The organism is Thermodesulfobium acidiphilum (assembly GCF_003057965.1).
Lineage (GTDB): Bacteria > Thermodesulfobiota > Thermodesulfobiia > Thermodesulfobiales > Thermodesulfobiaceae > Thermodesulfobium > Thermodesulfobium acidiphilum.
Genome location: NZ_CP020921.1, coordinates 911157 through 936477 on the forward strand (window position 1 = coordinate 911157; position 25321 = coordinate 936477).

Here is a 25321-nt window from a genome sequence, read left to right on the forward strand (position 1 = left end):
TAAGGTAAATTAAATTCCTAACTTTTTCAGAATTGAATCATCTGCTATAAGTGTTTGAGAACGCTTAGCACCTATACTAACGAATAAAACAGGGGTTTTTGATAGCTCTTCAATCCTTTTTATATACTTTATGGCATTCTCTGGCAAATCTTCAAATTTTTTAACGTTTGTAGTATCAGTTTTCCACCCAGGCATTTCTTCGTAAAGCAACTCAACATTATACAAATCGGATATACATGAAGGCATTCTGTCTACGACTTTACCGGATCTTAATTTATAAGCATATGCAATTTTTAATGTATCTAAATCATCCAATACATCAAGTTTTGTAAGCGCAAAACCGTCAAAAGAATTGACAATTGAGCTATAGTGCAAGACCACTGCATCAAGCCATCCAGTTCTTCTTGGTCTACCTGTAGTAGTACCGAATTCATGCCCCTTTTGTCTGATTTTTTCACCTATATCATCAAATAACTCAGTAGGAAATGGGCCTTCGCCAACCCTTGTGGTGTATGCCTTCGCTATACCGATTATACCATTTATAAATTTTGGACCTACACCTGAACCCATACACGCACCTCCTGCAGTTGGATGTGAAGAGGTTACAAATGGATATGTTCCATGGTCCAAATCAAGTAGTGTTCCCTGAGCACCCTCAAATAAAACCTTTTGTCCATTTTTTAAGGCATCGTTGATTTCGTAAACAGAATCAATAACGTGATCTGCAAAGTATTCTTTAAATCTTAGCAACTCTTTAAAAATTGAATCAATATTTATGGAGCTTAAATCAACAAAATTACTATAAAGCTTTATTTTTTCCTCATAAGATTTGTGTAACAAATCCTTCAAATCAGACTCAGAACAATATAAATCTCCCATTCTTATTCCAACTCTACCATATTTATCCATATATGTTGGACCAATACCCCTGCCTGTAGTACCTATTACCTTCCCATTAGGAGTTTGGTCTTTCCATCTATCTATAATTGGATGGAACGGTAAAATCAAGTGAGTCCTTGTGCTTATGAAAAGGTTTTTACATTGATGACCTCTTTCTTTCAGGCTTTCAACTTCTTTGTGTAACATCCAGAGATTTAGGACTGCACCGTTACCAATTATGCATTTCTTGTCAGAATACAAAATTCCTGACGGTATGTTATGAAACTTATATTCTTTATCATCAACTACCACAGTGTGACCCGCATTATCTCCACCTTGATATCTCACAATCAAATTCATCCTTTGCGCAAGCCAATCAGTAATTTTACCTTTCCCTTCATCTCCCCACTGTGCTCCTACAATAACAATTCCTGGCATTAAACTACACCTCCAAAATTTTACTCATTGCTATAAAAATCCTCTTTATTTACAAATTTTGCTTGTTCTTTTAGAAACACCAATTCTACTTTGCCCAAAGGGCCATTCCTTTGCTTAGCAATAATTATTTCGGCAATTCTTTTCTTGTCTGACTTTGGGTTATAATATTCATCCCTATATATAAATGCTACAACATCAGCTATTTGTTCAATTTCGCCTGACTCTCTAAGATCAGAAAGTACTGGTCTTTTCTCATTTCTAGTCTCGACTGCTCTGGATAGTTGCGAGAGAGCAATTATTGGAACTTCTATCTCTCTAGCCAAAGCCTTAAGCGATCTTGCAATTTCAGCTACCTCTTGTACTCTATTTTCACTTTTTCTACCCTGCATAAGTTGCAGATAATCGACTATTATCAGTGATAATGGAGTTTCACTTTTTAATTTTCTTGACTTAGCCCTCATCTCAAGAGCAGATATATTAGGAGTATCATCGATATAAAGGTTACATTCAGAAAGCTTTGATATTGCTCTACTCAATCTGGGCCATTCATGTTCTTGAATATTTCCTGTTCTAAGGTTATGAATATCTATCATACTCTCAGCACATATCAATCTTTGAGATAATTGTTCCTTAGACATTTCAAGCGAAAATATCCCTACAGCCTTTCCGGGTTGCCCTGATAAATATCTTGCAAGATTCAAACAAAATGCAGTTTTACCCATTGATGGTCTTGCAGCAATAATAATGAGATCTGAAGGCTGAAACCCTGCTGTTAAGAAGTCAAAGTCTTTAAAACCACTAGGTTCACCTGTTATGCCTGTTTTATTTTGAAATGACTTATCAATCATTTCAAAAGTAGAAGTGAGGGCATCCGATATATGGACAAATCCTTTTCTAGATCTTTTTTGTGTAATTTCAAAAACAAGTTTTTCAGCTCTATCGAGAGCATCTTCTATGTTTTCCCTGGAAAAGCCTATTTCTACAATTTCTGTTCCAACTTCTATCAACTTTCTAAACAATGCAGCTTCCTCAACTAGTTTTGCATAATATTGAGCATTGGCAGGCGTTAATAAATTCGAAACGAGATCGGCTAGATAACTTGGACCGCCTATTTCGTCCAACAAATTTTTTGTAGACAACTTTTCTGACAAAGTTACTATGTCTACAGGATCTCCCTTGTCAAAAAGCTCTACAATAGATGAATATATATGCCTATGAGCAGTTTTATAAAAATATTCTGGCTTAACAGTTTCAATGCACATTGCAATTGCTTCTCTACTAAGCAACATAGAGCCCAAAAGGGCTTGTTCTGCTTCTAAATTATATGGGGGAGTTCTATCTAACATGATAACTATTCACAGAAACGGTTAAAATTAAAAATGGCAAAATTGAAAGTCATTTAAAAGAATAATATTAGTATGCATAGAGATTTCCATAAGGTCTGTGAGATATCGCTTTAATCTTAATAAACCTATCTTTTAAGAGTTCTACAGCATTATAATTAAATTTACTTCCATATTCGCTTAAAATATTTTTTAATATTTCATAATCATTATCATCTATATCAAGTACTACAACCTCTTTACCTATGTTGTTTATATTTACATCACCACGTATGTATATTTTTCCACCATGCATACCTGTACCAATTGCATCTGCTTTCATTACCTTAGGCGAATCAATATTTAATATTACCAAAATGCCCCCTGCCATGTATTCTCCTAAAAAGCTTCCCGCGCTTCCTCCAACCACAATCACAGGAACGTTGTTTTCAAATTCTTTCATGTGAATGCCTACTCTATAGCCTACATTTTTTTCAATAAAAATTTTTCCGCCTCTAGCAGCATATCCTACTACGTCCCCAGCATTTCCGTGAACACATATTGTACCACTGTTTAAAGTATTTCCCACACCATCCTGTGCATTACCAAAAAGCTCTATATTTACACCATCCATAAACATGCCAAGATCATTGCCAGCAGTGCCATATATAGTAATTTTTAAGTCACTATTTTGTATCCCATTACCAATAAACCTTTGTCCAAGAACATTTATAATTTTAATTTCCTTATGACCTTGTCGAATAGACTCTTTAATCTTTTTGTTTAGCTGTTTTGAATCCATATTCATAGCATCTATTGTAACCATATTTACCTCCCGGCAGGCTTGACGCCAAGAACTTCCAGAGTTTCTCTTGAAAGTTCCAGTGCCCTTAATCTCTCTCTATTTCCAACTAAACTTTCTATAGCATTAATTCCTAATGCACCCATTATCTCTTTTAATTCCAGACTCCAACCTCTTATTAAATTAATGAGCTTTTTAGATGCCTCATCAGGATTGAGCCTTTCAACCAACTCTGGTCTTTGGGTAGCAATTCCCCATGAACAATTCCCTGTATAGCACTTCTGGCATAAAGTACAACCCATAGCTATTAAAGCAACAGTTCCAATAGTAACAAAATCCGCACCAAGAGCTAGAGCCTTTGCCATATCAGCGGCGTGTCGAATACCGCCAGCAGCCACAATAGAAACCTTATTTCTAATCTTCTCTTTCCTTAACCTATCATCAACTGCAGCAATTGCAAGCTCTATGGGTATCCCAATATGATCTCTAATCATGGCTGGTGCTGCACCTGTACCGCCCCTAAAACCGTCAATTACGATATAATCTGCATCAGCTCTAGCAACTCCAGAAGCTATTGCAGCAATATTGTGAACTGCTGCAATCTTAACACCTACCGGTTTAGAATAATCTACAGTCTCTTTTAAAGAAGCAATTAATTGGGCCAAGTCTTCAATTGAATATATATCATGATGAGGTGCAGGTGAGAGTGCATCAGTACCCTTTGGGATCATTCTAGTAGATGAAACTTCATTGTCTACCTTATATCCTGGCAAATGTCCACCTATTCCTGGTTTTGCTCCCTGTCCAATTTTAATCTCAATTGCAGCAGCTCTTTTAAGATATTCTGGACTTACACCAAATCTTCCAGAAGCTACTTGAACTATTATATTATCTGAATATTCATAAAGATCCTTGTGTAAGCCACCTTCTCCAGTATTCATCAAAATGCCACACTCCCTTGCAGCCTTTGCAAGCGCTTTATGTGCATTTAACGATATAGCCCCATATGACATTGCTGCAAATATAATAGGAGAATTAAGTTTTATATTGGGTTTAATGTTATCTTTCAAAACATATTTGTTATCCCTAAATTCTAAAGATATATCAATTGGTTTTTCTCCTAAATAGCTTATTATTTCCATTGGTTCCCTTAATGGGTCAATTGATGGATTAGTAACCTGACACGCGTCTAATAAAAGTCTATCAAAAATCACAGGGTACGGTTTATCATTACCTGCAGCTGTTAAAAGTATTCCCCCACTATTAGCCTGTTTCTTTATATTTTTAATGTATTCAGGTTTCCAATAATCATTGTGCTTTTGCGTGCCGGGAAATTTAATTATTTGAATAGCTTTTGTAGGGCAGATATACATACACCTTTGACAAGCTACACACTTCTCATGAATTGGTTTTACGTTCTTATCTTTGTCCTGCATAAGAGCTGAAAAACCACAATTCTTAACACATTGTCCGCACTTTATACAAACTTCTCTATCAACTTTTATAAAAAATTCAGGAAGTAGTTTATCAAGCACAGACATCTTTATTTACCTCAACTTTCAAGGGCTTGCCGGCAACAAGGGAATATACTTTTTCGAGATTATTTTCTATTTTTCTAATTGAAGATTCTTCACTTGCCAAATAAGAAAAGTCACCTTTTTTCCCGTAAACAAGAGGCCTTAGTTTAATTCTGTCATTTAATCCCATCATATAATTATTGGTAGCAACAATTATTGCAAACGGCCCATTTAAAAGCAAATTCCCATAAGTCATTCTTAAAGCAGTATGAAGCTTTCTCTCTTCTTCAGGCATAATCTCTATATCCTTCCAAAACTTTGAAGCTACTACGTTACACGCAATTTCGAGAGGTAAACCATGTTTTCTAACAAGAAGGTCGAAAGTATATGCAATTACCTCAGTATCAGTTAAAAGTACACACTCATAACCGTAAGTTTCTAAAAATCTTTTGTTAATACCATATGAAGAAATCTCCCCATTGTGAACCACAGTCCAGTCAAGAATAGAGAACGGATGAGCACCTGCCCACCAACCAGGAGTATTTGTAGGAAATCTTCCATGAGCAGTCCAAATATATGCACTATATTTTTCTAACATAAAAAAACGCCCAATATCTTCAGGATAGCCTACGCCCTTAAAAACACCCATATTTTTCCCAGAAGAATTTACATACGATCCAGGAATCCTGGTATTTATAAGCATTACCAACCTTACCACAAAATCGTTTGCATCTATATTTTTAGCTATTAACTTATCAGGTTTTGGCAATACAAAATATCTCCACAAAAGCGGAGGGTCTTTAATCTCTTTAATATTTCTGGTCGGGATCTTTTCTTGACGTTCTGTTATAAAATTTTCTTCAATTAATGAATCTACTTCCCTTTTTGCTGATTCATTATCAAACATAATGTGCAGGCAATAATAATCTGGAATTTCTGGATAAATGCCATAAGCAGCAAAACCTCCACCTAAACCGTTAGATCTTGAATGCATAACCGACATCATATCCATAATTGCATCACCAGATATGCGAACACCAGATTTATTCATGATTCCCGCTGCTGCACATCCAGATGGTATATGTTCTTCTGCAGGTATCATGAAAACCTCCTAAACAAATATTATTGGACTTTCTATTTTACAATAGATATTATATAGTTAGCAAATTAATTTATTTTGAGAAATATAAAAAATTATGGTGGTAGTATAAAATTATATTTTTATAACAAATTAAGATTATATTTCATTCACACCACGAAAAAGTATTTTTCCCATTATGTTTTGCATTAAAAAGATCCCTATCAATATTACTAGTTAAATCATCCAGATCAATATTTGAATTGAAGATATCTGCGCCAATTGAAATCGTTACCTCTTCGTCAATTCCAAAATCAATTGATGATATCCCATCTCTAATTTTCTGAACAATCTTTAACAGAGTGTTATCAGAAATATCCAATACAATAATTAAAAATTCGTCCCCGTCCCACCTTATAAAGATATCTTCTTTCCTTAAAAAAGACCTTACTTCTTCTGAAACCTTTTTTAGAATTTCATCTCCTTTGGTATGTTCAAATGTATAGTTAAAATGCTTAAAGTTATCTATATCGAACATTATCGCTCCAAACGAGTCTTTTGTTAGTAATATTTCTTTATACTTATCTTCCAGGGAAAATCTATTATGTATTCCTGTTAGAAAATCTGTTTGAGCTTTATTATTAAGTTTTTTTAGTTTTTTTAGTTTTTTTAATAAAGCTTGTCACGTTTGAAGCGCTTATAAGTAGGCAGTTTTTCCCATCTTGTTCGAATTTAAGCATTCTGAATTTTGTATGTACAATAGTTGATTTATTTAATCTTCTGAGCTTAATATATTTTTTAGTAAATTTACTTTCATCTAAATCATTTATTTTAATATTCAAATATTCCATGATATAATCCATTTTATCTGGATTAATAAGGATAAAAGGGGTCTTCTAAGCTAAGTATCTCTTCTATTTCTAAATTTACTAGTGTAGAAAAACATTTGTTAGCATAAATTATCTTGTTTATTTCGACATCATAAATATAAAATCCCACATCTATATTTTCAAAAATAAACTTGAAAATATGGGGGTTCAGATCAAGGCTGTTCTCTGTCTTACACACCAGACTCCCTATTTATAAAATTTAAGTACTTAAAAATAGCTTTTGACATTATATCACAATAAAAATATTTTATTTTTCAGAAATCATATGTTTTAAATAATTTCTATTTTTTAACCCAATATGGTGTCAAAATGTCCTCAAATGCAGACGTGGCAGCTATAGCTCCTCTTGAGACAGCCACGACAATTTGCTTTTCTCCTCCTACTATATCTCCTGCTGCATATACTCTGTGAACGTTGGTTCTCATATTTCTATCAACCTTTATATATCCTTCTTCATCAAGCTCAACACCTAAGTCTTTTGCAAGTGAATTGTTTGGCATATACCCAACTGCTATAAAAAGGCCGTCAAGAGCGAGAGTCTGCTCTTCACCTGTAACGTTATTTACAATCTTAATAAACTCAACTGAATCTTTCCCTAAGATTTCTTTTACCTCACTATTCCATATAATGTCTATTCCAAGTTTGAAAAATGAATCTTGAAGGTATTTTTCTGCTCTTAGGGTATCCCTCCTGTGAATAAGAGTTATATCAGCTCCAACGTTTTTAAGATATATTGCATCAGTTAAAGCTGTATTTCCCCCTCCTACAAGAAAAACTTTTTTACCCTTATAAAAATATCCATCACAAAGTGCACAGTAGCTTACTCCCTTGCCATAGAAAGAGGTCTCACCTGGAACATTTAGCCTTTTTTTGGATGCACCAGTTGCTAAAAGAATAGCTTTAGACTTATAAAAATCATCAGATGTAATAACCTCAAAATAATCTTCTACTTTATTAATTTTCTTTACTTCCTCTCCAATATTAATACTTACATAATTAAGTACATGCTGAGTTAGAATATCAACTAAGGATTTCCCTGAAATACTGATGAAGCCTGGATAGTTCTCAACCTGAGGAGTAGTAAGTACCTGACCTCCTACCATCTCACTTTCAAAAATACCCACTGAAAGTCCTGATCTCCTTGCGTATATTGCAGCAGAGAGGCCTGCAGGACCAGCTCCTACTATTGTTAAGTCAAATTCTTTTAATTTTTCTTTTTCGTTATGAAGAAGTTCCTGAATGCCTTTTCCAATCAAAGATAACACAAATTCTTCATTTGATTGAAGGCCAATTGCTACCTGTTCATTATCTACATAAGTAACTGGTACAGATCTAATAGCCTTTTTCTGGGCGATTTCCTTATTTTCGAATATTTCTATTATTCTTGTCTTGATATTTCTATTAATCAAACTTGCGTTTATGGCCATTATAGCTTGTTGAGGGCAATATGGGCAGGTAGGACTCACGTAAACTTCCACGACTGTTTCTTTTTTTATATCACTAATTAACGAAGCATCTTTTTCATTTAAAAATTGTTTTGTACCAGAAATTATCAAAATAGCGTTCACCAATGTGTGAGCTTCTTCTCCAATAGGAGTTCCTACGAATATTGCATCTAACTTTTCATCATCAAATATAATTATAGGACACTTTATTTCTTCATCTATAAGATTTGAAGGTACATCGCTTTTTGATATAAATTTAACTGAAATTTTCTCTGAAACCTCTGGCAAAACTTCAAATATTTCTTTAGTATATTCGTAAAATTGATCTTTTACCTCTGGCAAAAAAACCTTTATATTTACACTTTCCTTCAATATCAAGAAGCTCTCTTTTAAAGAATTTTTTATCTTTTCGTCAATAATTCCCATATTATCACTCCTTCTTTATATTAATAAACATATTTCAATTTTATACTTAAAATGTTAAAATTTAAATAATAAAAATTATTATCAGGGAGAAATCTATGCCAAAATCAATTAGAGCTATTATGTTAATTACCGTAGCCATACTTTTGATAGTGGCTTTTTCATTTCCTTTTAGTCTTTACGTAAGAATCATTAGCACGTTGTTTTCAATATTCTTTATATATGTAGCGCTTTTCAAACCAAATATTTTTGAGAAATTTTAAATCAAAAGATGCACTGAGGATCTTCATCTAAATATCTATCCTCTTTCCTTGTCGATAGAGCGAAACATACTGCCCTGCAGCCCCTACATTTCATAAATTCAGAACATTCCTTGCATTTTCCGAAATAATTTTCTTGATCCCTGAGCTTATTTAATACCTCAGAATTAGCCCATATCTCTCTAAATGAATCTCTTCTTAGATTACCAAGAGGGATCTTTAGCCTCCTGCAAGGAACAAGGGTTGCATCGCTTAAAATAGTTATCCCTGCAAATCCTGCTGCGCACCCGCCAAAACCATAAGACGTATTGCAATCGATGTACAAGGAAGCAATAGGATCGCCTGTATTTACTTTAAAATCAGAAATCAAGTTATTTTCCTTAACAAAATTATAAATAGATCTTAACTCTTCTTTGCTTAATATTAAATCCTTGCTATCTTGCGAGTGTCCAGTGGGTACCAGCCTTGAGAAGACCAGTCCACTAACTTGCAGACTTTTGGCAACTTGAAATAGATCCTGAAAAGATTCATAGTTAATTTTAGAAATTGTAGTGTTCAAAGTTACGTCAATTTCATTTTCTCTAAGGTTATTTATGCCGATAACGGCTTTTTTAAATGAATCTTGACCCCTAATATAGTCATGAATTTTTTCAGGACCATCCAAACTGACCTGTACCCCAGATACGTGAAAATCTTTAAGCTTTCTTGCGACATCTTTGTCTATCAGAGTAGCATTGGTAAGTATATAGTACTCTATATGCTTTTTAGAAAAAAAATCTAAAATCTCTTCCCAATCTCTTCTTACAAAAACCTCTCCCCCTAATAAATTTATATTGGGCAGAAAAGCGATTTGAGACTTCTCTGCCCAATCATGAACTACTTCTAATATTTCTTCTGTGATGCCTTCAATTTCTTTCAGACTCATCTCATTGGATATTTCATTTTCTTGATAACAGTGCCTACAGTTCAAATTGCACCTTTCAGTGATGTGTATTTGAACTGTAAATGGAACGGTCATATTAGCTGCCAAACTGACAGCTACACGATCTCCTATCAGCTCTTTCACTTTCGGCAGACTTTTCCAGAACCTTTCTTAAGATTATCCTTAATCTTATTCCAGAAGTCTGTCTCTTTTTCAAGAGTCTTCTTATCAAACTCTTTCTTCATTTTTATCACCTCCTTTGTTATCCATTATTTTATCAAAGACTCAGCGAAAAAAGCACTGAGGGTCTTTGTCCAGCCAGCCCTGTTTATCTTTTGACAAAGAATACGCTATCGCCCTGCAACCCCTGCATATATTCCAATACAGGCAGCTGTTGCAGCCATTTTTATAGCTGTCCCTTTCCCTAAGAGATAGCAATACTTCATTATCAGACCAGATTTCTCTTAGATCGTCTTTCAGTATATTTCCTAAAGAAATAGGCATCCTTCTACAGGGTACTATCTCACCATCAGACAGAACTGTTATGCTTGAGAATCCAGCCGAACAGCCGCCTACAGTATCTATCTTATCTTCGAACTCGTCATCCAGCACGCAAACTCCAAGGGGATCTTCTATCAACAATTCAAATGATGTTGTATTTTTTGCTTTCAATGCTAAATAGAATTCTTTCAGCTCTGAATTTGAAAGCATGTCGTCGCGCAGCTTTGAGCCACTGCCAATGGGGACCAATCTTGAAAATCCTAGGCCATTCACTTTCCACTCATTTGAGATATTTATCAAATCATCTAAATCTTTATAATTTAGTTTTGATATGGTAGTTTTCAAAACTACTTTAAAGTTCTCTTCCTTCAGAAATTTTACTGCTTCTTTAACTTTCGAAAAAGTGCCATTTCCTCTAATACTATCATGGGTATCCTTACATCCTTCCAAGCTTATCTGAAATCCATCAAATCTAAATTTTTTTAAATTAGGAATCATCTCTTTATCAATGAGAGTGCCATTTGTAAGAACATATGGCTCAATATCAATTTCGTTTAAAAATTTTACAATTTCAAAAAAATCTTCTCTTAAAAATGGCTCGCCACCTGTTAGCTTTATTAGAAGGGGGATCTCGATATCATATTTAGTCTCCCATTCTTTGATTAAATCTTTACTGTATGTGAAGAATTTTTTCCAATCGTCGAACTTTAGTTCACTTATTTGATTCTCTTGATAGCAGTGCTTACACCTAAGATTGCACCTCTCTGTAAGATGAGCCTGAATAAAAAAGTCAAACTTTAACATACTTAATCCATTAGAGATTTTATGTCAGGAAAATTTTGCATTGAAACAAGGGTTTTATCCTTTATTACAGGAATATTTTTCTCAAAAGTTAGTCTTGAGTTAGAATAAAATACTCCTAAAGGTATTTTTTCGCCAAATTCTTGAGATTTTTCAAATGCTTTTAATTTGTCAGAAAGATCATAGTCAGCATTGAATTCATAAACTCTATTCCTATACCATTCAAAATTATTGACCTTATTAAAGCTTACACATATTTGAAGTATATCAACCAGTGCAAAACCTTCGTGATTTATAGCCATTTTCATGATATTTTTAAGGTGTTCGGGACTTCCAGAAAAACTTCTTGCCACAAATGAACAATCCATTGTAATAGCAAAAGCTATAGGGTTTAAAGGTTCAGAAAGAGAACCGAAAGGTTGAGCTTTTGTACGTCTACCAAATTCTGTAGTAGGAGAAGCCTGCCCCTTTGTTAGCCCATAAACAGCATTGTTATGAACAAAAAGCGTTATATTTGGGTTTCTTCTAAATGCGTGCAAGAGATGATTTCCACCCTCGCCGTAAGTATCACCATCTCCACCAAAAATTATTACCTTTTGTTTGTGATTGGCCACGCTAATCCCAGTAGCCACTGGCAGAGATCTTCCGTGCAGACCGTTGAAGCCATTGCATTTTAGATAGTGCGGCAATTTGCTTGATTGACCTATTCCTGAAACTAATGTAATTTCATGCGGTTCAATTCCTAACTCAAATAATGCCTTCTTAAAAGAATCTAAAATAGCAAAGTTACCGCAACCAGGACACCAAGCTGGAACTGTATCGTTATCAAAACCTTTATAAGATCGCATAAATATCCTCCAAAACCTCCTCGTAATTAAAAGGTCTACCATCGTACTTTCTAATGTAGTGTGAAAATTTAAAACCATATTCTGACTCAACTAGTTTTTGAAACTGTCCAGATGCGTTATTTTCAATACAAATAGATAAATTAGACTTTGATATTATATTTAGAAATTCATAAGAATTTTCCCTTATTGGAAGCGGAAACACCTCACTAAAGTGTATAGCACACACTGATATTTTCTTGTTATTTACAATTTCTCTAAGGATTCCAAGATTTGACCCAAATCCAACTAAAACAATTTTCGAGTCTTTGTTACCATAAAATTTTGGAGGAGATATATATTTTCTAATATTTTCAATTTTCCAAAAATATCTTCTCTCAAGCATTTTTTTTCTTATTTCTCCATCTTCAGTTATATGACCTACTTCATCGTGCTCATCACTATCTGTAAATACCAACTGTTTACTATCTCCTGGAACAGCTAAAGGAGTAAGAGGATTGCTCTTATTAAAGTCTAAAAATTTATGTCTTTTATAATCTTGATAATTTTCAAAATCTGTCGATCTTAGTCTATAATCTCTGTTTTTTAACTCTATTTTAAGATCTTTTTTATAAGAATATAGGGAATCTACAAGATGTTGATCTGTTAAAATAATAGCTGGAATCTGATATTTTTCTGCTAGATCAAAAGCTTTGTTTGTAAGATGTATACATTCAAAAGGATCTCCAGGAGCAAAGACAATTCTCGGAAACTCTCCATGCCCAGCATGAATAGCATAAAGTAATTCACCTTGCTCGGTCCTGGTAGGAAAACCCGTTGCTGGGCCTGGGCGTTGAGATAACAAAATTACTATCGGAGTTTCTGTCATCCCAGAAAGAGATAATGCTTCATTCATAAGCGCAAAGCCTCCTCCAGAAGTTCCAGTCATAGCTCTAACTCCTGCAAATGATGCTCCAATTGCCATATTAATAGCACTTATTTCATCTTCTGCTTGCTCTACTACAATGTTAAATTTTTTAGCATGTTCCCCAATATATTGAAATACTCCAGTAGAAGGTGTCATGGGATATGCAGAATAAAATTTACAACCTGAACCTATAGCACCTATACCTATCCCCCTTATACCACTCAACAAAATTTTTTCCTCACTATTTGAAGCTGGCAAATTTATTTTTTTCTTCATATCAAAATCGTATCCAATATCAACTGCTTTCATATTTTGTTCTATTATCTCATCAGGCTTATTAACAAAGATGTCGTGGATAACTTTATAAACGTATTTTTTATCAATTGAAAAAATATTTGCTATCAAAGCAAAAGAAACAATGTTTTCATATATATTTTTTAAGCCTGCATTTTTTAATAATTCTCTAAAAGGACAGTTTATAAACCTTTCGTCGTATTCGTTTTGTTTAAGAGAATTAGCATCATAAATAACAATACCATTATTTCGAAGTAAGTTCTTATATTCTAAACCCTTCTTATCAAAAGTAAGAACTAAATCTAAAAATTTCTTAGGGGCAAAAATCTCATCTGTGCCAAAAGTTATCTGATAAAAGTTGTGACCCCCTCTTATCCTTGACTCATAATCCTGAAAGGAGAAGACGTTATAGCCCAAAGAGCTAAACAGTCTTGAAAATCCCTCTCCTGTAGTTTGAATGCCTTGACCTGCTTCGCCACATATTCTTATAGTGTAATTCACATAAGCCCTCCCAAAAAGTTTATATTATAATAATAATCCTTTACAATTAAATAATCAAGTTAGTTACTATAAGATTTTGATTAAATCAGTTAATAGATTGAAAGAAAAAAAGTTTTAACTGAAGAGTTTTTTTTGTATACTTTTTAAATCAAGTGATTCAAGGAATCTTTTTAGGGATTCTCTTTGTTCATCCGATAGATTTTCCCAGGGTTTTTCTTGAATTTCAATTTCTAAAGAAACATCACTGTCAAGTAGTGTTATTGATTTATAAAAAATGATTTTTTCCCTGTTTTCGTAAATTAGTTTCTTATATCTTTCATTTTTAAGCCTATCAATATTCTTTAATAAATCTTCTACTGTATTAAACTCTCTTAATATCTCAATAGCAGTTTTCTTCCCTATTCCTTTTACACCAGGTATTTCATCAGAAGAATCACCACATAACGCCTTCATGTCAACTATTTGAATTGGTTTAATTCCAAACTTTGTTAGAAATTTGTCCAAATCATATTTCTCAACATCGCTAATACCTTTTTTCATAATTAATACTTTTACCCTTTCACTCACAAGTTGCAATAAATCAAAGTCCCCGGTAAGAATTAGAACATCATAATCCTTTTTTAAAATTTGTTTAGCCATACTGGCAACTAAATCATCGCTCTCATAACCAGGAATTTCATAAAATCGAATATTCATTAGCTTCAAAAATTCTTTTATTAACAGAACCTGAGAAATCAGAGATTCTGGCATCTTTGGTCTTGATGCCTTATATTCCTTAAAGCTCTCATGTCTAAAGGTCTTTTCAGGAGAATCAAAGGCTACAAAAATTGTATAAGGATCTTCTTCTTTTATTAATTTTAATAGTATATTGATAAATCCATAAAGAGCATTTGTCGGTATTCCTGTTTGAGAGGTAAGTTCAGGAAGAGCATAATAAGCTCTATAAATAACAGAATGTGCATCAATTAAACAAATTGTTCTTTCTAAATCAAAAAGATTTTTCATAATTGTTATTCTCTAAATAATTTAGCGCGTTTTCAGTTAATATTCTTCCTCTTGGGGTTCTTTGAATAAAGTCAATCTTTAAAAGATATGGTTCACATAGATCTTCAATTGTCTCAGGGCTCTCACCCAAAAACTGAGAAATATTGTCAATACCTGCAGGCCCACCCTTGAAAATATCCTTTAAGGCTCGCAAATATTTTCTATCAAGGTCATTTAAGCCCAAATCATCAATATTTATAATTTCTAAAGACCTTTTTGCAGCCTCAACGTCAATTAATTTAATTTTATTTACCTGGACGTAATCTCTTACTCTTCTAAGAAGTTTATTCGCAACCCTTGGAGTAAATCTCGATCTTTTAGCCAAAAATTTGGACGCCTCTTCTTCTATATCCAAATTAAGAAATTGAGCAGATCTTTTAATAATAGCAGTTAGTTCTTCTACCTGATAAAATTCAAAATATCCATGAATTCCAAACCTGTCGATTAATGGAGAGGAAAGTAAGCCCGGTTTTGTAGTAGCACAAATTAAAGTAAAAGGAGGAAGGTTTAATCTGATACTTTGAGCTCCTACTCCTTTTGAAACACTTATGTCTACAATATAGTCTTCCATAGAAATATATAAAATTTCTTCTAAATTTTTCGGTAATCTATGAATCTCGTCAATAAATAAAACAGATCCTTCTTTATCTATTGACGTTAAGAGCCCGACAAGATCAATTGGCTTTTGCAGTGCAGACGCTATAGCAAATTTAAAGTTTTTCCCCATTTCATATGCAAGTATAGAAGCAAGCGTTGTCTTTCCAAGACCTGGAGGACCAGATAGCAATATATGGTCTAGCATTTCATTTCTTTTCTTTGCAGCATTTACAGAAATTTTCAATAGTCTCTTTATGTTTTCCTGCCCTATATATTCATCAAAAGATTTCGGCCTTAATATGTTCATCTTATCCTTTGAATTGCCATAGTAATAATATCCTCACTCTTGATAATATTTAAGTCTTGAACATCTTTAAGTGTATCAATTACAACTTCTTTAGCCTTTTGAAAGGATACCCCTAACGAAACCAGAGCATCTACAGCTAACTTTGCCTTATCATCAAATTTTACCTCAGAAAATTCTGGAAAGCATCCTTTCAGTTCTTCGAATATTCTTTTAGCAGTCTTTTCTCCAACTCCAGGAATTGATTTCAGCGAGTCTATGCGATCACCCTTCAAATCTAAAATTAAGGTTGGGTTTGTTTTAAATGAAGATATAATCTGTAATGCTAGTTTAACTCCAATTCCATGGATTTTTAAAAGCTTTTGAAAACTTTCGAGATCTGAAATTGACTCAAAACCAAATAGTTGTTGAGATTCTCCAATGAACTGATGGCTTATATAAAGTTCAATAATATCGCCTTTCTTGTTCTTGTTCTTCTCTAAGAGATAGGGTGGCAACTTTATTAAGTATCCTAAGCCATTATTTTCCACAATTATACCATTTTCTATAAAACCGATTAAATTACCTACTATATATGCTATCATCGTATGAATATACAAGCGCTAACGCTATAGCATCAGTAACGTCATCTTGTAAATTATCGAAATTTGAACTCAAAATATATTCTACTGATCTTTTAACTTGATCTTTATTTGCAAGACCATTTCCTGATATCAAACGCTTCACTTCTTTAGGAGTATATTCTCTATATTGGATATTTCTTTTGCTTAAAACTAATTTTATTACACCTCTTCCTTCTGATACATCCATAACTGTCTTTTGATTTTTGAAATAAAAAAGCTTTTCGATTGAACATGCCTGTGGATTGTATTTATCGATAAGGAGATTTAATTCTTCAAATATCTTACAAAGTCTTTGATTCTGATTATAACCATGAATCTGGATTAAGCCGCAACTTTCTAATTTAATTTCGCTACTCTTTCTAACAAGTGCGTAACCAATATCTGCTACTCCCGGGTCAATACCTAAAATAATCATACTAATTTAATTTTCTCAAAAGAGAGCTAATTTTCTTTCTCAACTTCTTTCATAATTTCATCAGGAATATCTATATTTGAATATACATTTTGGATATCGTCGTGGTCTTCTAGTTGTTCAAGAAAGCCCAAAACCTTTTTTGCATCTGAAACGCTATTAATTTGGACATAAGTTGAAGGTACCATAACCAATTCGCAGCTAGTAATGTTGAATTTATGTTCTTTTAGTTTGCTCTGAACCTGATAAAGGTTTTCTGGTTCGGTTGTTATTTTGGTCTCCCCATCGCTTTGTTCTACATCATCAATAGAAAGATCTTCTTCAAGAGCTAATTCCATAATTTTTTCTTCATTTTCGCCTTCAATAATAATCTCGCCTTTTCTTGAAAACATCCATGCAACCGCTCCAGCCTCAGCCATATTCCCACCATATTTAGAAAAAATCTTTCTAATTTCAGGAGCAGTTCTATTTTTGTTATCAGTAGTTACTTGCATCAACACTGCAATACCTAATGGTCCATATCCTTCATACATAAGTTCTTCATAGTTAGTACCATCATTAAGCTCACCAGTACCTTTTTGGATAGCTCTTTTGATATTATCAGAAGGCATATTAACGCTCTTTGCCTTTTCAATTGCTATTCTCAGCCTTGGGTTAGCTTCAGGATTTCCACCACCAGTTCTTGCGGCAACGGTCAATTCTCTTGCAAGTTTTGTAAAAATCCTTCCCCTTATAGCATCTTCTTTTGACTTCTTATGCTTAATATTTGCCCATTTAGAATGACCAGAAATGTTTACACCTCCATAAAATTAAAAAAATTAATAAAATACATAATGAAAGAAAAATTCTAATAAATTATAACAAAAATTTCAAAGTCCTGTATGACCAAACCCTCTACTGTTTCTTTTTGTTTCATCCAATTTAGAAAAAATAAATTGAGCATCATAAATTCTTTGAAAAACCATTTGTGCAATTCTATCAAAGGGATTAATAGTAAAAGTCTTATCTCCAAGATTAATTAAAATAACCTTTATTTCTCCTCTATAATCAGAATCTATTGTCCCTGGACTATTTAGAACAAATACGCCTTTTAAAGCAAGACCGCTTCTTGATCTTATTTGAGCCTCATATCCTGAAGGGATCTGAATTCTTATTCCAGTAGGAATTAATTTTATCTCCCCCTTTAAGAGTTCAACAGGATTGTTAATATATGCCTTTATATCATACCCACTGCTACCTTCAGTTTTTCTTTCTGGCATACAATTTTCGTTCGCTAATTCAATGCCTACGCTTATCATTAATTAATCCTTAAAAACACTTTTCTTCCCACTTTCAATCTATGTTCTCCCTTTTTAACAACAAATTTTTCATCAGTTACAGTTTCCTCATCTATTTCTATTGCGCCCTGAGAAATAAGTCTTTTACCTTCACTTGAACTCTTCAATAGTCCAATATCTACCAAAAGTTTCGGCAACCAGGCTTCGTCTTCATTTTTATATGGCCACTGATATACTGGAGCATCTTCAGGAAAAGTTCTTTTCTCGAAAGTAGTTTCAAATGTCTCTTTAGCTTTTAGTGCTTCTTCCTCAGAAGAGTACATTTTGGTTATTTCAAAAGCAAGAATCTTTTTGATATCCTTTGGATTTTTATATTTTTCAAAAAAACCAGAAATTTCGTCTTCTCTAAAATCTGTTAGTAAAACAAAATATTGTTTTAAAAGTTCATCTGGTATAGACATCAGTTTTCCAAATATATTTTTCGGATCTTCAGCAATGCCTACATAATTTCCAAGACTTTTGCTCATTTTTTGTTTTCCATCAAGACCAGCAATAATTGGCATAGTTAAACATACTTGGGGTTCCATCCCCATTTTTTCCATCAAGTCTCTTCCTATCAACAAATTAAAGGTTTGATCTGTTCCACCAAGTTCCACATCAGCTTTGATTGCTACAGAATCATATGCTTGCAAAAGGGGATATAAAATTTCATGTAAGCTAATTGCTTCATTTGTTTTCAATCTTTGTGAAAACGTCTCCCTTTCAAGAATTCTTGCTACAGTAAATTTTGCACTAATTTTAATTAACTCTTCCAAACTAATTTTAGATAACCATTCAGAATTATATTTTATAATAGTCTTTTTTTCATCCAAAATCTTAAAAGCTTGGGTTTTATAAGTCTGGGCATTCCTTTTTATTTCATCAACACTAAGAGCAGGTCTAGTTTTAGACTTGCCAGTAGGATCCCCTATTAAAGTTGTAAAATCACCAATAATCAAAATAACAGTATGGCCAAGATCTTGAAAATTTTTTAACTTTCTAAGTACAACCGTATGACCCAGGTGTAAATCTGGTGCTGTAGGATCTATTCCAAGCTTAATGTTTAACTTTCTACCTGACTTAATCTTTTTTTCAAGATCTTCGAGAGGGATAATCTCTTCTGCTCCTCTTTGGATTAATTTAATCGACTCTTCAAAGTTCAAAAAAAACCCTCCTTTCAAAGTTACATAAGGAATGATATCATATACAAGACAGACTTTGAATATCATGTTATAATTTACTTTCGTTTAAAATTTATAGAAAGAGAAAATGGAGGAATTATATGCCCGTTACAAAAACTGCAACTAGAGCATTAAGAAAAAGTTTAAGAAAAAAACAACATAATCAATCGTTAAAATCTGCTGCAAAAACTATTATTAAAAATTTTGAGAAATTTATTTCAAGTGAAACAGCATCAGAACAAAAAGAAAAAGCCATAGAGCTATTTAAAAAAGCAGTGAGCTCGGTTGATAAAGTTGCAAAAAGAGGCATTTTTGCTAAAAATAAAGCTGCAAGAAAAAAGTCTCAACTTCAAATAAAACTTAATAACTTTCTGAATCAGAAAAAAGAGTCCTAAGTATTAATTGCAAAGAATCATCATTTGACAGAAGGCCAGATTTAAGCTGACCTTCTGTTTTTATTACTCTTAATAGTACTTTACCGACTTTTTCCGAAGTAATTTTGGCATTAAGAACGTGCTTTAATTGCCAGATTTTACTTGGATCAGGTCGTAAGAGGTTGTGGTATTTTAAATTAAAATATGCAAAAATTAAATCCCTTTTCAATATCTCAATCAGAACAAAAACTTCATCTGATTTTATATTAAATACAGAAATATCCTTAACTTTTTCCCCTTCAAAAAATAATTTAGAGATATCCCAGATTTTCTTTGATTCTAAAATATGTAAACCAGAGCCTAAAAATAACTTTAAAAGTTCATTTTTGGTCCACTCATAATTTTTTTCATATTTAGCATACATTTCTCTTGCAAGTTTTTTATCAAGTTTAAACTTATATCTACTAAAAAAATTTTCAAGCGCATTCGCTACAAAATTAAAATCTTCTTTAAAGACTTTTATCCCTCTATTTTCGAGTCCTTTAAGTGTCATCGCGTTTATTTTTTCACAAACAGCAAATAACTTTTTATCTTCAGAAGATTTTATTTCGAGAAGTAATTTCGCAATTTCTTTTGTAATTTCAAAAACTTTAAAATACACATATTCTTCTCCAAAAAGCGATGTAAGACTAAAACTATTCCTAAGCTCTTCAGGCGTATTTATCTCAGCAACGTTTATGTTTTGGTCTTTAAAAAAGCCATCAAGAAAGTCATGCCATAAAGAAAGATTTCCTACGAACAAATTTTTTAAGCCAAATTCAATTTTATATTTTTCTTCATTTTTCTTTATCATTTTTACCTCTTTTCATAATTATATATGTTTGGATAAATTAATCTATAATCACGATAGATTTTAATTACATCCTCATCACAAAGAACGATTATATCTTTAAAAGGTTTAAAAATCTGAGTTCTTGATATAGAAAAGCTAGTGGTAGGTGCTTTTACAACGCAATTTTCACCTTGTCTAATAAATTCAAATCTTCCTTCGCCAGATTCTATAACTACCCCTTTTTTATCATTGTAAACCTTTATATCAGTTGTCTTTATAAACAATAATGAGCTGATCAAGAATACTATAAAAATATAAAAAATAACAGAATTATACTTATTAAAAATTACTAGAGCTAGGATCAAATAATAAAGATATACGCTAAAGAGAGGCATTTTAGCAAATAGAACTGAAGACAGGGGAAAATTTGACCACCCTTTAACAATGTAAATTACTAAATCAGTTATATAGGTAATAAAGTAGCCGATGTATTGTGAAAAAAAACCTGAAATTGTCATAAAAAAACTCAATACAAATCCTATAAGTAAAAATATTTCTAAAAATGGTGTAATAAATATATTAGTAAATAGCGAAAGAAAGGAAACGTTATTAAAATAATTAACTATAACTGGGAATAGAAATATAAATACAGAAAACGAAAGCAAAAATAATTCAATCACATAGTTTTTAAAATCAAGTTTTCTTCTTATCTCACCTGCAAAAAACATCGCAAATATGCATAAGAATGTTAGTTGAAAGCTAATATCAAATAAAGTATAGGGATCAAATATTAGAAATAAAATCATAACCAATAATGTTAAATTAAATGAAGAATAATTGATCCTAAAAAGTTCAGCTAAAGCGACAAATAAAATTAAACCACCAGCTCTTATAACAGGAGGGTCAAGACCAACGTTTAAACAAAACAAGGATGTAAAAAATGAGATAACAATAAATGATAAGATAGGATTGATGGACATCCTCTTCAAGAAGTAAAAAAATAGTGAAAAAATCATTGATACCTGAGCTCCTGAAACAACCAAAATGTGCAAAAGACCTGTTCGATTAAAAGCATTGTAGACCTCTTTGGGAGGTTGAAAAAGATCATCCCCATATAGCATAGCTCCAAATACTTTCCCTGTTTGATCTGGCATATTCTTTTTAATAGCGTCTTCAACATATTTTTTGAAGAAAAAGATGTTATTTTCACCTGTTTTTTCGATTTTATTTGCTATTATTAAAGAATTACCAATTATTTCACCGTCAAATAAGATATTATCTCCTTGTTGAAAATTTGTTTTTCCTCTGTATATTACCCTTTCAATTTTAGATGAAAAGTATTTTGGACTCTGTAGAAAAACTTTTAACAAGTTATTTTTTTGATTAATTACAAAAGCTGAAAAGAAGAAACTTTTATAACTAAATTTTGATAAATCCCTACAGTATGAGATTGCTAAACCGCTAAACAACAATGCTAGGGAAATTAAAATTATTAGTATATAAAATTTGATTTTTCCAATCTCAAAGGAAATTAAAAAAAGTAGTAGTGAAGTAAAAAAATATACAAGCAAAGCAAAAATTGAATAATTATAGTATAAAAATATACCGCTACAAAATGATAATGAAGGTAATATTAAAGGATATCTCCAGATCAAAAAGTAATAAGCCCTTTCAATCTATTAATTTTTGCGCTTGAAAAGTTTAGTCGTTGTTTAAAGTCTTCAATATCTTTAAACTTTGATTTATTTCTTTCATCTATTATTTTCTCTGCAGTAACTTTACCTATCCCAGGCAGGGAATCAAGTTCTTCTAAAGACGCCAGGTTAATATTTATCAGTAAGCTTTGGTTAGAATCAGAACTACTTTTAAAAGGGATCTTTATTGTTTGATTTTGTCTGAGAACTTTATTTAAAGTTAAAGTTGAAGTATCTGCATTATCCAGACAGCCACCAGCTATTACGATAAGATCTTGAACTTTTGAACCATATGGAACATGATATTTACCAGGATTTTTAACAGCTCCTTTAATCTGAACCAAAATTTCTTTTTCAGCGATAGAAGAATTAATCTTTACGCTGTTTTTTTTGCTTTTATTATTATATTGATTGTTATTTTCATTCTGTACGTCGCCAAAGGAACTTGAATTATTATTTGTTCCCTGACTGAAACCCCAATATGCAACGACAAAAGCTATAAAGATTAGTGAAAATATGATAGATAATTTTTCTCTCATGCAATTTTTATTTAACTACTATGTTAAAAATTTTGTTTTTCACATAAATTTTTTTCAAAATCTGTTTCCCCTCTATAAATTTTTTTACTCTAAGACTAGACATTACTTTGTCTGTTATAGCTTCTTCTTCCAAATCCTTTTCAACCATAATCTTATCTCTTAGCTTCCCATTAACTTGTATCGCAATTGTGCATATATCATCTTCAAGATAATCTGGGTCTACCTCTGGCCAGCTTTGAAAACATACAAGATCGGTGTGTCCCATTTTTGACCATATTTCTTCAGATATATGTGGCGCAAAAACCGAGAGAATTATAGTAAACGTTTCAAATATTTTCTTTATTAATTCAGGCCTTAACTTTTTGTTTCTAAGAGAATATGAAAAATCATTAGTAAATTCCATCAATGCTGCTATTGAAGTATTGAAGTGAAACTTATTTTCTATGTCGTTACCAGCTTTTAAGAGGGTTTTATTTAGTTTTTTGTAAATGTTAACTTCATCTTCAGTAAGGTCGCTTCCTATTGAAGCTTCTACATTCTTTATTGAATCTAAGTTTTCATTAAAAAGTTTCCATATTCTTGCCAAAAAGCGATGAGCACCTTCTACTCCTTGATCGCTCCATTCGAGATCTTTTTCGGGTGGTGCTGCAAAGAGAATAAATAACCTGGCCGTATCAGCCCCATACGTTGAAATTATTTCTTCAGGATCAACAATATTGCCCTTAGATTTAGACATCTTTTCGCCGTCTTTTAAAACCATCCCCTGAGTCAAAAGATTAGAGAAAGGTTCGTCAATATTTAAAAATCCTAAATCTCTCAAAACTTTTATAAAAAATCTGGAATAAAGAAGATGTAATACAGCGTGCTCTACACCACCAATATATTGATCTACACTCATCCAGAATTTAGCTTTTTCTAAAGAAAATGGTTCATTATTGTTCTTTGGATCACAAAATCTAAGGTAATACCATGAAGAATCAACAAATGTATCCATAGTATCTGTTTCTCTTCTGGCATCTGAACCACAAATTGGACACTTTGTCTTTATGAATTCATCAATATTTGACAAAGGAGATCCACCCGTGCCTGTAAATTCTACATTTGTTGGTAAAATAACAGGCAGGTCTTCTTCTCTCAATGGTACTATTCCACACTTTTCACAATAAATTATTGGAATGGGCGTTCCCCAATACCTTTGCCTTGATATAAGCCAATCCCTTAACCTTATTTGTTTTGAAAAACTAGCCATTTGTTCTTTTTGAAACATTTCAACAATTTTCTTTTTTGCATCTGAACTTCTTAGGCCTGATATGTGTGGTGAATTTACAACAATTCCTTCTTCTTCATAAGCCTTATCTTCTTCATAAAATCCATTGCTTTCAGGTTTAATTACATATTTTATAGGCAAATTTTTTTCTTTAGCAAATTCAAAGTCTCTAGAATCATGAGCTGGAACCCCCATTACTGCTCCGGTACCATAACCCATAAGAACATAATTAGAAGCATAAACCTGTATCTTTTCATTTGTAAGAGGGTTTATTACCTGGATCCCAAGCGCTACACCTTTTTTTTCAGTCACCCCCACTGTAAATCTATTTTGTACTCTTTCCCTTTCATACTCTTTAATGAATTCTTTTAATTCATTGTTATCTTTACTTTCCAAAATACTCTTAACTATTGGGTGTTCAGCTGAAACTACAAGAAACGTAGCACCTCCCAAGGTATCTGCTCTAGTTGTAAAAACTTCAATAAAATCATCTTTGTATCCTTCAACTTTTTCAGCTAACTTGAATCTTATCATTACACCTTCTGATAGACCTATCCAGTTTCTTTGCATAACTTTTACTTTCTGAGGCCAACCGTCTAACATATCGAGATCTCTCGAAAGTTCTTCAGCATAGTTTGTAATCTTAAAAAACCACTGCTCTAATTCCTTCAGTTCAACTTCACTTTTACATCTCCAGCATCTTCCCTCTTCAGCCTGTTCATTTGCTAGCACAGTCTTACATTCTGGGCACCAATTTACCTTTGATTTGTTCTTATAGACCAAACCCTTTTTATAAAATTGAAGAAATAGCCATTGATTCCATTTATAATAATCTGGAAAACAGGTAGCAATTTCTCTATCCCAATCATAACTTATACCCAAAGAATTAAGCTGTCTTTTCATATTTTCGATATTTTTTATGGTCCACTCATATGGGTGTACTCCATATTTTATGGCTGCATTTTCTGCAGGCATCCCAAATGCATCCCACCCCATTGGATGAAGTACATTATAGGATTTCATTCTATAATAGCGAGCGACCACATCTCCTATTGTATAATTTCTAACATGCCCCATATGCAAATTTCCAGATGGATAGGGAAACATTTCTAAAATGTACATTTTTTTGTTCCCTTTTTCGTCATCTGTTTTAAAAGCCTTTTTTTCTCTCCAAACATTTTGCCACTTTTTTTCTATTGTTTCAAAAGGATATAAGCCCAACTATATTGCCTCCCCAATTTTTAGTATAGTATCTGGAATATTATAAACCTAAATCATAATTTTATAAATTTTAGACTTATTTAAATATAATT

General features: G+C 32.6%; 24 protein-coding genes and 1 pseudogene. 2 read left to right on the forward strand and 23 right to left on the reverse strand.

What is annotated here, in order from left to right:
* Nucleotides 1-9 precede the first annotated feature (9 nt).
* From TDSAC_RS04710 to trxB, 8 genes and pseudogenes are all read right to left on the reverse strand, one after another.
* Complete coding sequence (locus TDSAC_RS04710) at nt 10-1317, reverse strand: adenylosuccinate synthase (RefSeq protein ID WP_108309117.1); 1308 nt, start codon at nt 1315-1317, stop codon at nt 10-12.
* A 20-nt stretch (nt 1318-1337) separates the two neighbouring features.
* Nucleotides 1338-2663, reverse strand: coding sequence for a replicative DNA helicase (gene dnaB, locus TDSAC_RS04715; protein ID WP_108309118.1), 1326 nt, complete (start codon nt 2661-2663; stop codon nt 1338-1340).
* A gap of 67 nt (nt 2664-2730) precedes the next feature.
* Nucleotides 2731-3465 (reverse strand): GltB/FmdC/FwdC-like GXGXG domain-containing protein, encoded by a 735-nt coding sequence (locus TDSAC_RS04720; RefSeq protein WP_108309119.1) that lies wholly within the window; start codon nt 3463-3465, stop codon nt 2731-2733.
* Nucleotides 3466-3467: 2 nt separating this feature from the next.
* Entirely contained in the window at nt 3468-4982 is a 1515-nt protein-coding gene (locus tag TDSAC_RS04725) for a glutamate synthase-related protein (RefSeq protein ID WP_199919700.1), read from the reverse strand.
* Nucleotides 4969-6060, reverse strand: a complete 1092-nt coding sequence (locus TDSAC_RS04730; RefSeq protein ID WP_108309120.1) for a class II glutamine amidotransferase — start codon at nt 6058-6060, stop codon at nt 4969-4971. The genes TDSAC_RS04725 and TDSAC_RS04730 overlap by 14 nt, the downstream gene beginning before the upstream one ends.
* Nucleotides 6061-6202: 142 nt before the next feature.
* A pseudogene (locus TDSAC_RS04735) lies at nt 6203-6670 on the reverse strand (GGDEF domain-containing protein); the annotation flags it as partial.
* A 239-nt stretch (nt 6671-6909) separates the two neighbouring features.
* Complete coding sequence (locus tag TDSAC_RS04745; RefSeq protein ID WP_108309123.1) at nt 6910-7104, reverse strand: PAS domain-containing protein; 195 nt, start codon at nt 7102-7104, stop codon at nt 6910-6912.
* Between the two features lie 103 nt (nt 7105-7207).
* Nucleotides 7208-8797, reverse strand: coding sequence for a thioredoxin-disulfide reductase (trxB, locus tag TDSAC_RS04750; RefSeq protein WP_108309124.1), 1590 nt, complete (start codon nt 8795-8797; stop codon nt 7208-7210).
* 95 nt (nt 8798-8892) lie between these two features.
* Here trxB and TDSAC_RS09065 point away from each other — a divergent pair, with 95 nt between their 5' ends.
* Nucleotides 8893-9057 (forward strand): hypothetical protein, encoded by a 165-nt coding sequence (locus TDSAC_RS09065; RefSeq protein WP_199919701.1) that lies wholly within the window; start codon nt 8893-8895, stop codon nt 9055-9057.
* A 1-nt stretch (nt 9058) separates the two neighbouring features.
* Here the strand turns inward: TDSAC_RS09065 and TDSAC_RS04755 are convergent, their stop codons facing one another.
* The 11 genes from TDSAC_RS04755 to tyrS form a co-directional block, all read right to left on the reverse strand.
* Entirely contained in the window at nt 9059-10120 is a 1062-nt protein-coding gene (locus TDSAC_RS04755; protein WP_150130296.1) for a radical SAM protein, read from the reverse strand.
* A 141-nt stretch (nt 10121-10261) separates the two neighbouring features.
* A complete protein-coding gene (locus TDSAC_RS04760; RefSeq protein WP_108309126.1) occupies nt 10262-11281 on the reverse strand; it encodes a radical SAM/SPASM domain-containing protein in 1020 nt (339 codons plus the stop codon).
* Nucleotides 11282-11283: 2 nt separating this feature from the next.
* On the reverse strand, nt 11284-12126 hold the full coding sequence (locus tag TDSAC_RS04765) for a 2-oxoacid:ferredoxin oxidoreductase subunit beta (RefSeq protein ID WP_108309127.1): 843 nt from the start codon (nt 12124-12126) through the stop codon (nt 11284-11286).
* Entirely contained in the window at nt 12113-13825 is a 1713-nt protein-coding gene (locus TDSAC_RS04770; protein WP_108309128.1) for a 2-oxoacid:acceptor oxidoreductase subunit alpha, read from the reverse strand. The genes TDSAC_RS04765 and TDSAC_RS04770 overlap by 14 nt, the downstream gene beginning before the upstream one ends.
* Nucleotides 13826-13939: 114 nt before the next feature.
* Nucleotides 13940-14830 carry a 5'-3' exonuclease gene (locus TDSAC_RS04775; RefSeq protein WP_108309129.1) on the reverse strand — a complete coding sequence of 297 codons (891 nt, stop codon included), beginning with the start codon at nt 14828-14830 and terminating at the stop codon, nt 13940-13942.
* Entirely contained in the window at nt 14814-15773 is a 960-nt protein-coding gene (ruvB, locus tag TDSAC_RS04780) for a Holliday junction branch migration DNA helicase RuvB (protein WP_108309130.1), read from the reverse strand. The genes TDSAC_RS04775 and ruvB overlap by 17 nt, the downstream gene beginning before the upstream one ends.
* Nucleotides 15770-16354, reverse strand: a complete 585-nt coding sequence (gene ruvA, locus TDSAC_RS04785; protein ID WP_150130297.1) for a Holliday junction branch migration protein RuvA — start codon at nt 16352-16354, stop codon at nt 15770-15772. Before ruvA ends, ruvB begins: the two co-directional genes overlap by 4 nt.
* Nucleotides 16332-16808, reverse strand: a complete 477-nt coding sequence (gene ruvC, locus TDSAC_RS04790) for a crossover junction endodeoxyribonuclease RuvC (protein WP_108309132.1) — start codon at nt 16806-16808, stop codon at nt 16332-16334. The genes ruvA and ruvC overlap by 23 nt, the downstream gene beginning before the upstream one ends.
* Before the next feature lie 26 nt (nt 16809-16834).
* Nucleotides 16835-17596, reverse strand: coding sequence for a YebC/PmpR family DNA-binding transcriptional regulator (locus TDSAC_RS04795; protein ID WP_108309133.1), 762 nt, complete (start codon nt 17594-17596; stop codon nt 16835-16837).
* Nucleotides 17597-17674: 78 nt separating this feature from the next.
* Nucleotides 17675-18100 carry a dUTP diphosphatase gene (gene dut / locus TDSAC_RS04800; RefSeq protein WP_422822126.1) on the reverse strand — a complete coding sequence of 142 codons (426 nt, stop codon included), beginning with the start codon at nt 18098-18100 and terminating at the stop codon, nt 17675-17677.
* A gap of 2 nt (nt 18101-18102) precedes the next feature.
* Nucleotides 18103-19284 carry a tyrosine--tRNA ligase gene (tyrS, locus tag TDSAC_RS04805; protein ID WP_108309135.1) on the reverse strand — a complete coding sequence of 394 codons (1182 nt, stop codon included), beginning with the start codon at nt 19282-19284 and terminating at the stop codon, nt 18103-18105.
* 119 nt (nt 19285-19403) lie between these two features.
* Between tyrS and rpsT the strand changes: the two genes are divergently transcribed.
* Nucleotides 19404-19697, forward strand: coding sequence for a 30S ribosomal protein S20 (rpsT, locus tag TDSAC_RS04810; RefSeq protein WP_108309136.1), 294 nt, complete (start codon nt 19404-19406; stop codon nt 19695-19697).
* Here the strand turns inward: rpsT and TDSAC_RS04815 are convergent.
* The 4 genes from TDSAC_RS04815 to leuS form a co-directional block, all read right to left on the reverse strand.
* Nucleotides 19663-20529: a hypothetical protein gene (locus TDSAC_RS04815; RefSeq protein ID WP_108309137.1), complete on the reverse strand. Its 867-nt coding sequence runs from the start codon at nt 20527-20529 to the stop codon at nt 19663-19665. The genes rpsT and TDSAC_RS04815 overlap by 35 nt on opposite strands.
* Before the next feature lie 2 nt (nt 20530-20531).
* Nucleotides 20532-21977 carry a ComEC/Rec2 family competence protein gene (locus TDSAC_RS04820; protein ID WP_150130298.1) on the reverse strand — a complete coding sequence of 482 codons (1446 nt, stop codon included), beginning with the start codon at nt 21975-21977 and terminating at the stop codon, nt 20532-20534.
* A 182-nt stretch (nt 21978-22159) separates the two neighbouring features.
* Nucleotides 22160-22741, reverse strand: coding sequence for a ComEA family DNA-binding protein (locus tag TDSAC_RS04825; protein ID WP_108309139.1), 582 nt, complete (start codon nt 22739-22741; stop codon nt 22160-22162).
* 7 nt (nt 22742-22748) lie between these two features.
* A complete protein-coding gene (leuS, locus tag TDSAC_RS04830; protein ID WP_108309140.1) occupies nt 22749-25229 on the reverse strand; it encodes a leucine--tRNA ligase in 2481 nt (826 codons plus the stop codon).
* Nucleotides 25230-25321: the final 92 nt, after the last annotated feature.

Coding starts and splice junctions, on each gene's coding strand:
- TDSAC_RS04710 (WP_108309117.1), bottom strand. CDS start 1,317: ATGCCAGGAATTGTTATTGTAGGAGCACAGTGGGGAGATGAAGGGAAA.
- dnaB (WP_108309118.1), bottom strand. CDS start 2,663: ATGTTAGATAGAACTCCCCCATATAATTTAGAAGCAGAACAAGCCCTT.
- TDSAC_RS04720 (WP_108309119.1), bottom strand. CDS start 3,465: ATGGTTACAATAGATGCTATGAATATGGATTCAAAACAGCTAAACAAA.
- TDSAC_RS04725 (WP_199919700.1), bottom strand. CDS start 4,982: ATGTCTGTGCTTGATAAACTACTTCCTGAATTTTTTATAAAAGTTGAT.
- TDSAC_RS04730 (WP_108309120.1), bottom strand. CDS start 6,060: ATGATACCTGCAGAAGAACATATACCATCTGGATGTGCAGCAGCGGGA.
- trxB (WP_108309124.1), bottom strand. CDS start 8,797: ATGGGAATTATTGACGAAAAGATAAAAAATTCTTTAAAAGAGAGCTTC.
- TDSAC_RS09065 (WP_199919701.1), top strand. CDS start 8,893: ATGCCAAAATCAATTAGAGCTATTATGTTAATTACCGTAGCCATACTT.
- TDSAC_RS04760 (WP_108309126.1), bottom strand. CDS start 11,281: ATGTTAAAGTTTGACTTTTTTATTCAGGCTCATCTTACAGAGAGGTGC.
- TDSAC_RS04765 (WP_108309127.1), bottom strand. CDS start 12,126: ATGCGATCTTATAAAGGTTTTGATAACGATACAGTTCCAGCTTGGTGT.
- TDSAC_RS04775 (WP_108309129.1), bottom strand. CDS start 14,830: ATGAAAAATCTTTTTGATTTAGAAAGAACAATTTGTTTAATTGATGCA.
- ruvB (WP_108309130.1), bottom strand. CDS start 15,773: ATGAACATATTAAGGCCGAAATCTTTTGATGAATATATAGGGCAGGAA.
- ruvA (WP_150130297.1), bottom strand. CDS start 16,354: ATGATAGCATATATAGTAGGTAATTTAATCGGTTTTATAGAAAATGGT.
- ruvC (WP_108309132.1), bottom strand. CDS start 16,808: ATGATTATTTTAGGTATTGACCCGGGAGTAGCAGATATTGGTTACGCA.
- rpsT (WP_108309136.1), top strand. CDS start 19,404: ATGCCCGTTACAAAAACTGCAACTAGAGCATTAAGAAAAAGTTTAAGA.
- TDSAC_RS04815 (WP_108309137.1), bottom strand. CDS start 20,529: ATGATAAAGAAAAATGAAGAAAAATATAAAATTGAATTTGGCTTAAAA.
- TDSAC_RS04825 (WP_108309139.1), bottom strand. CDS start 22,741: ATGAGAGAAAAATTATCTATCATATTTTCACTAATCTTTATAGCTTTT.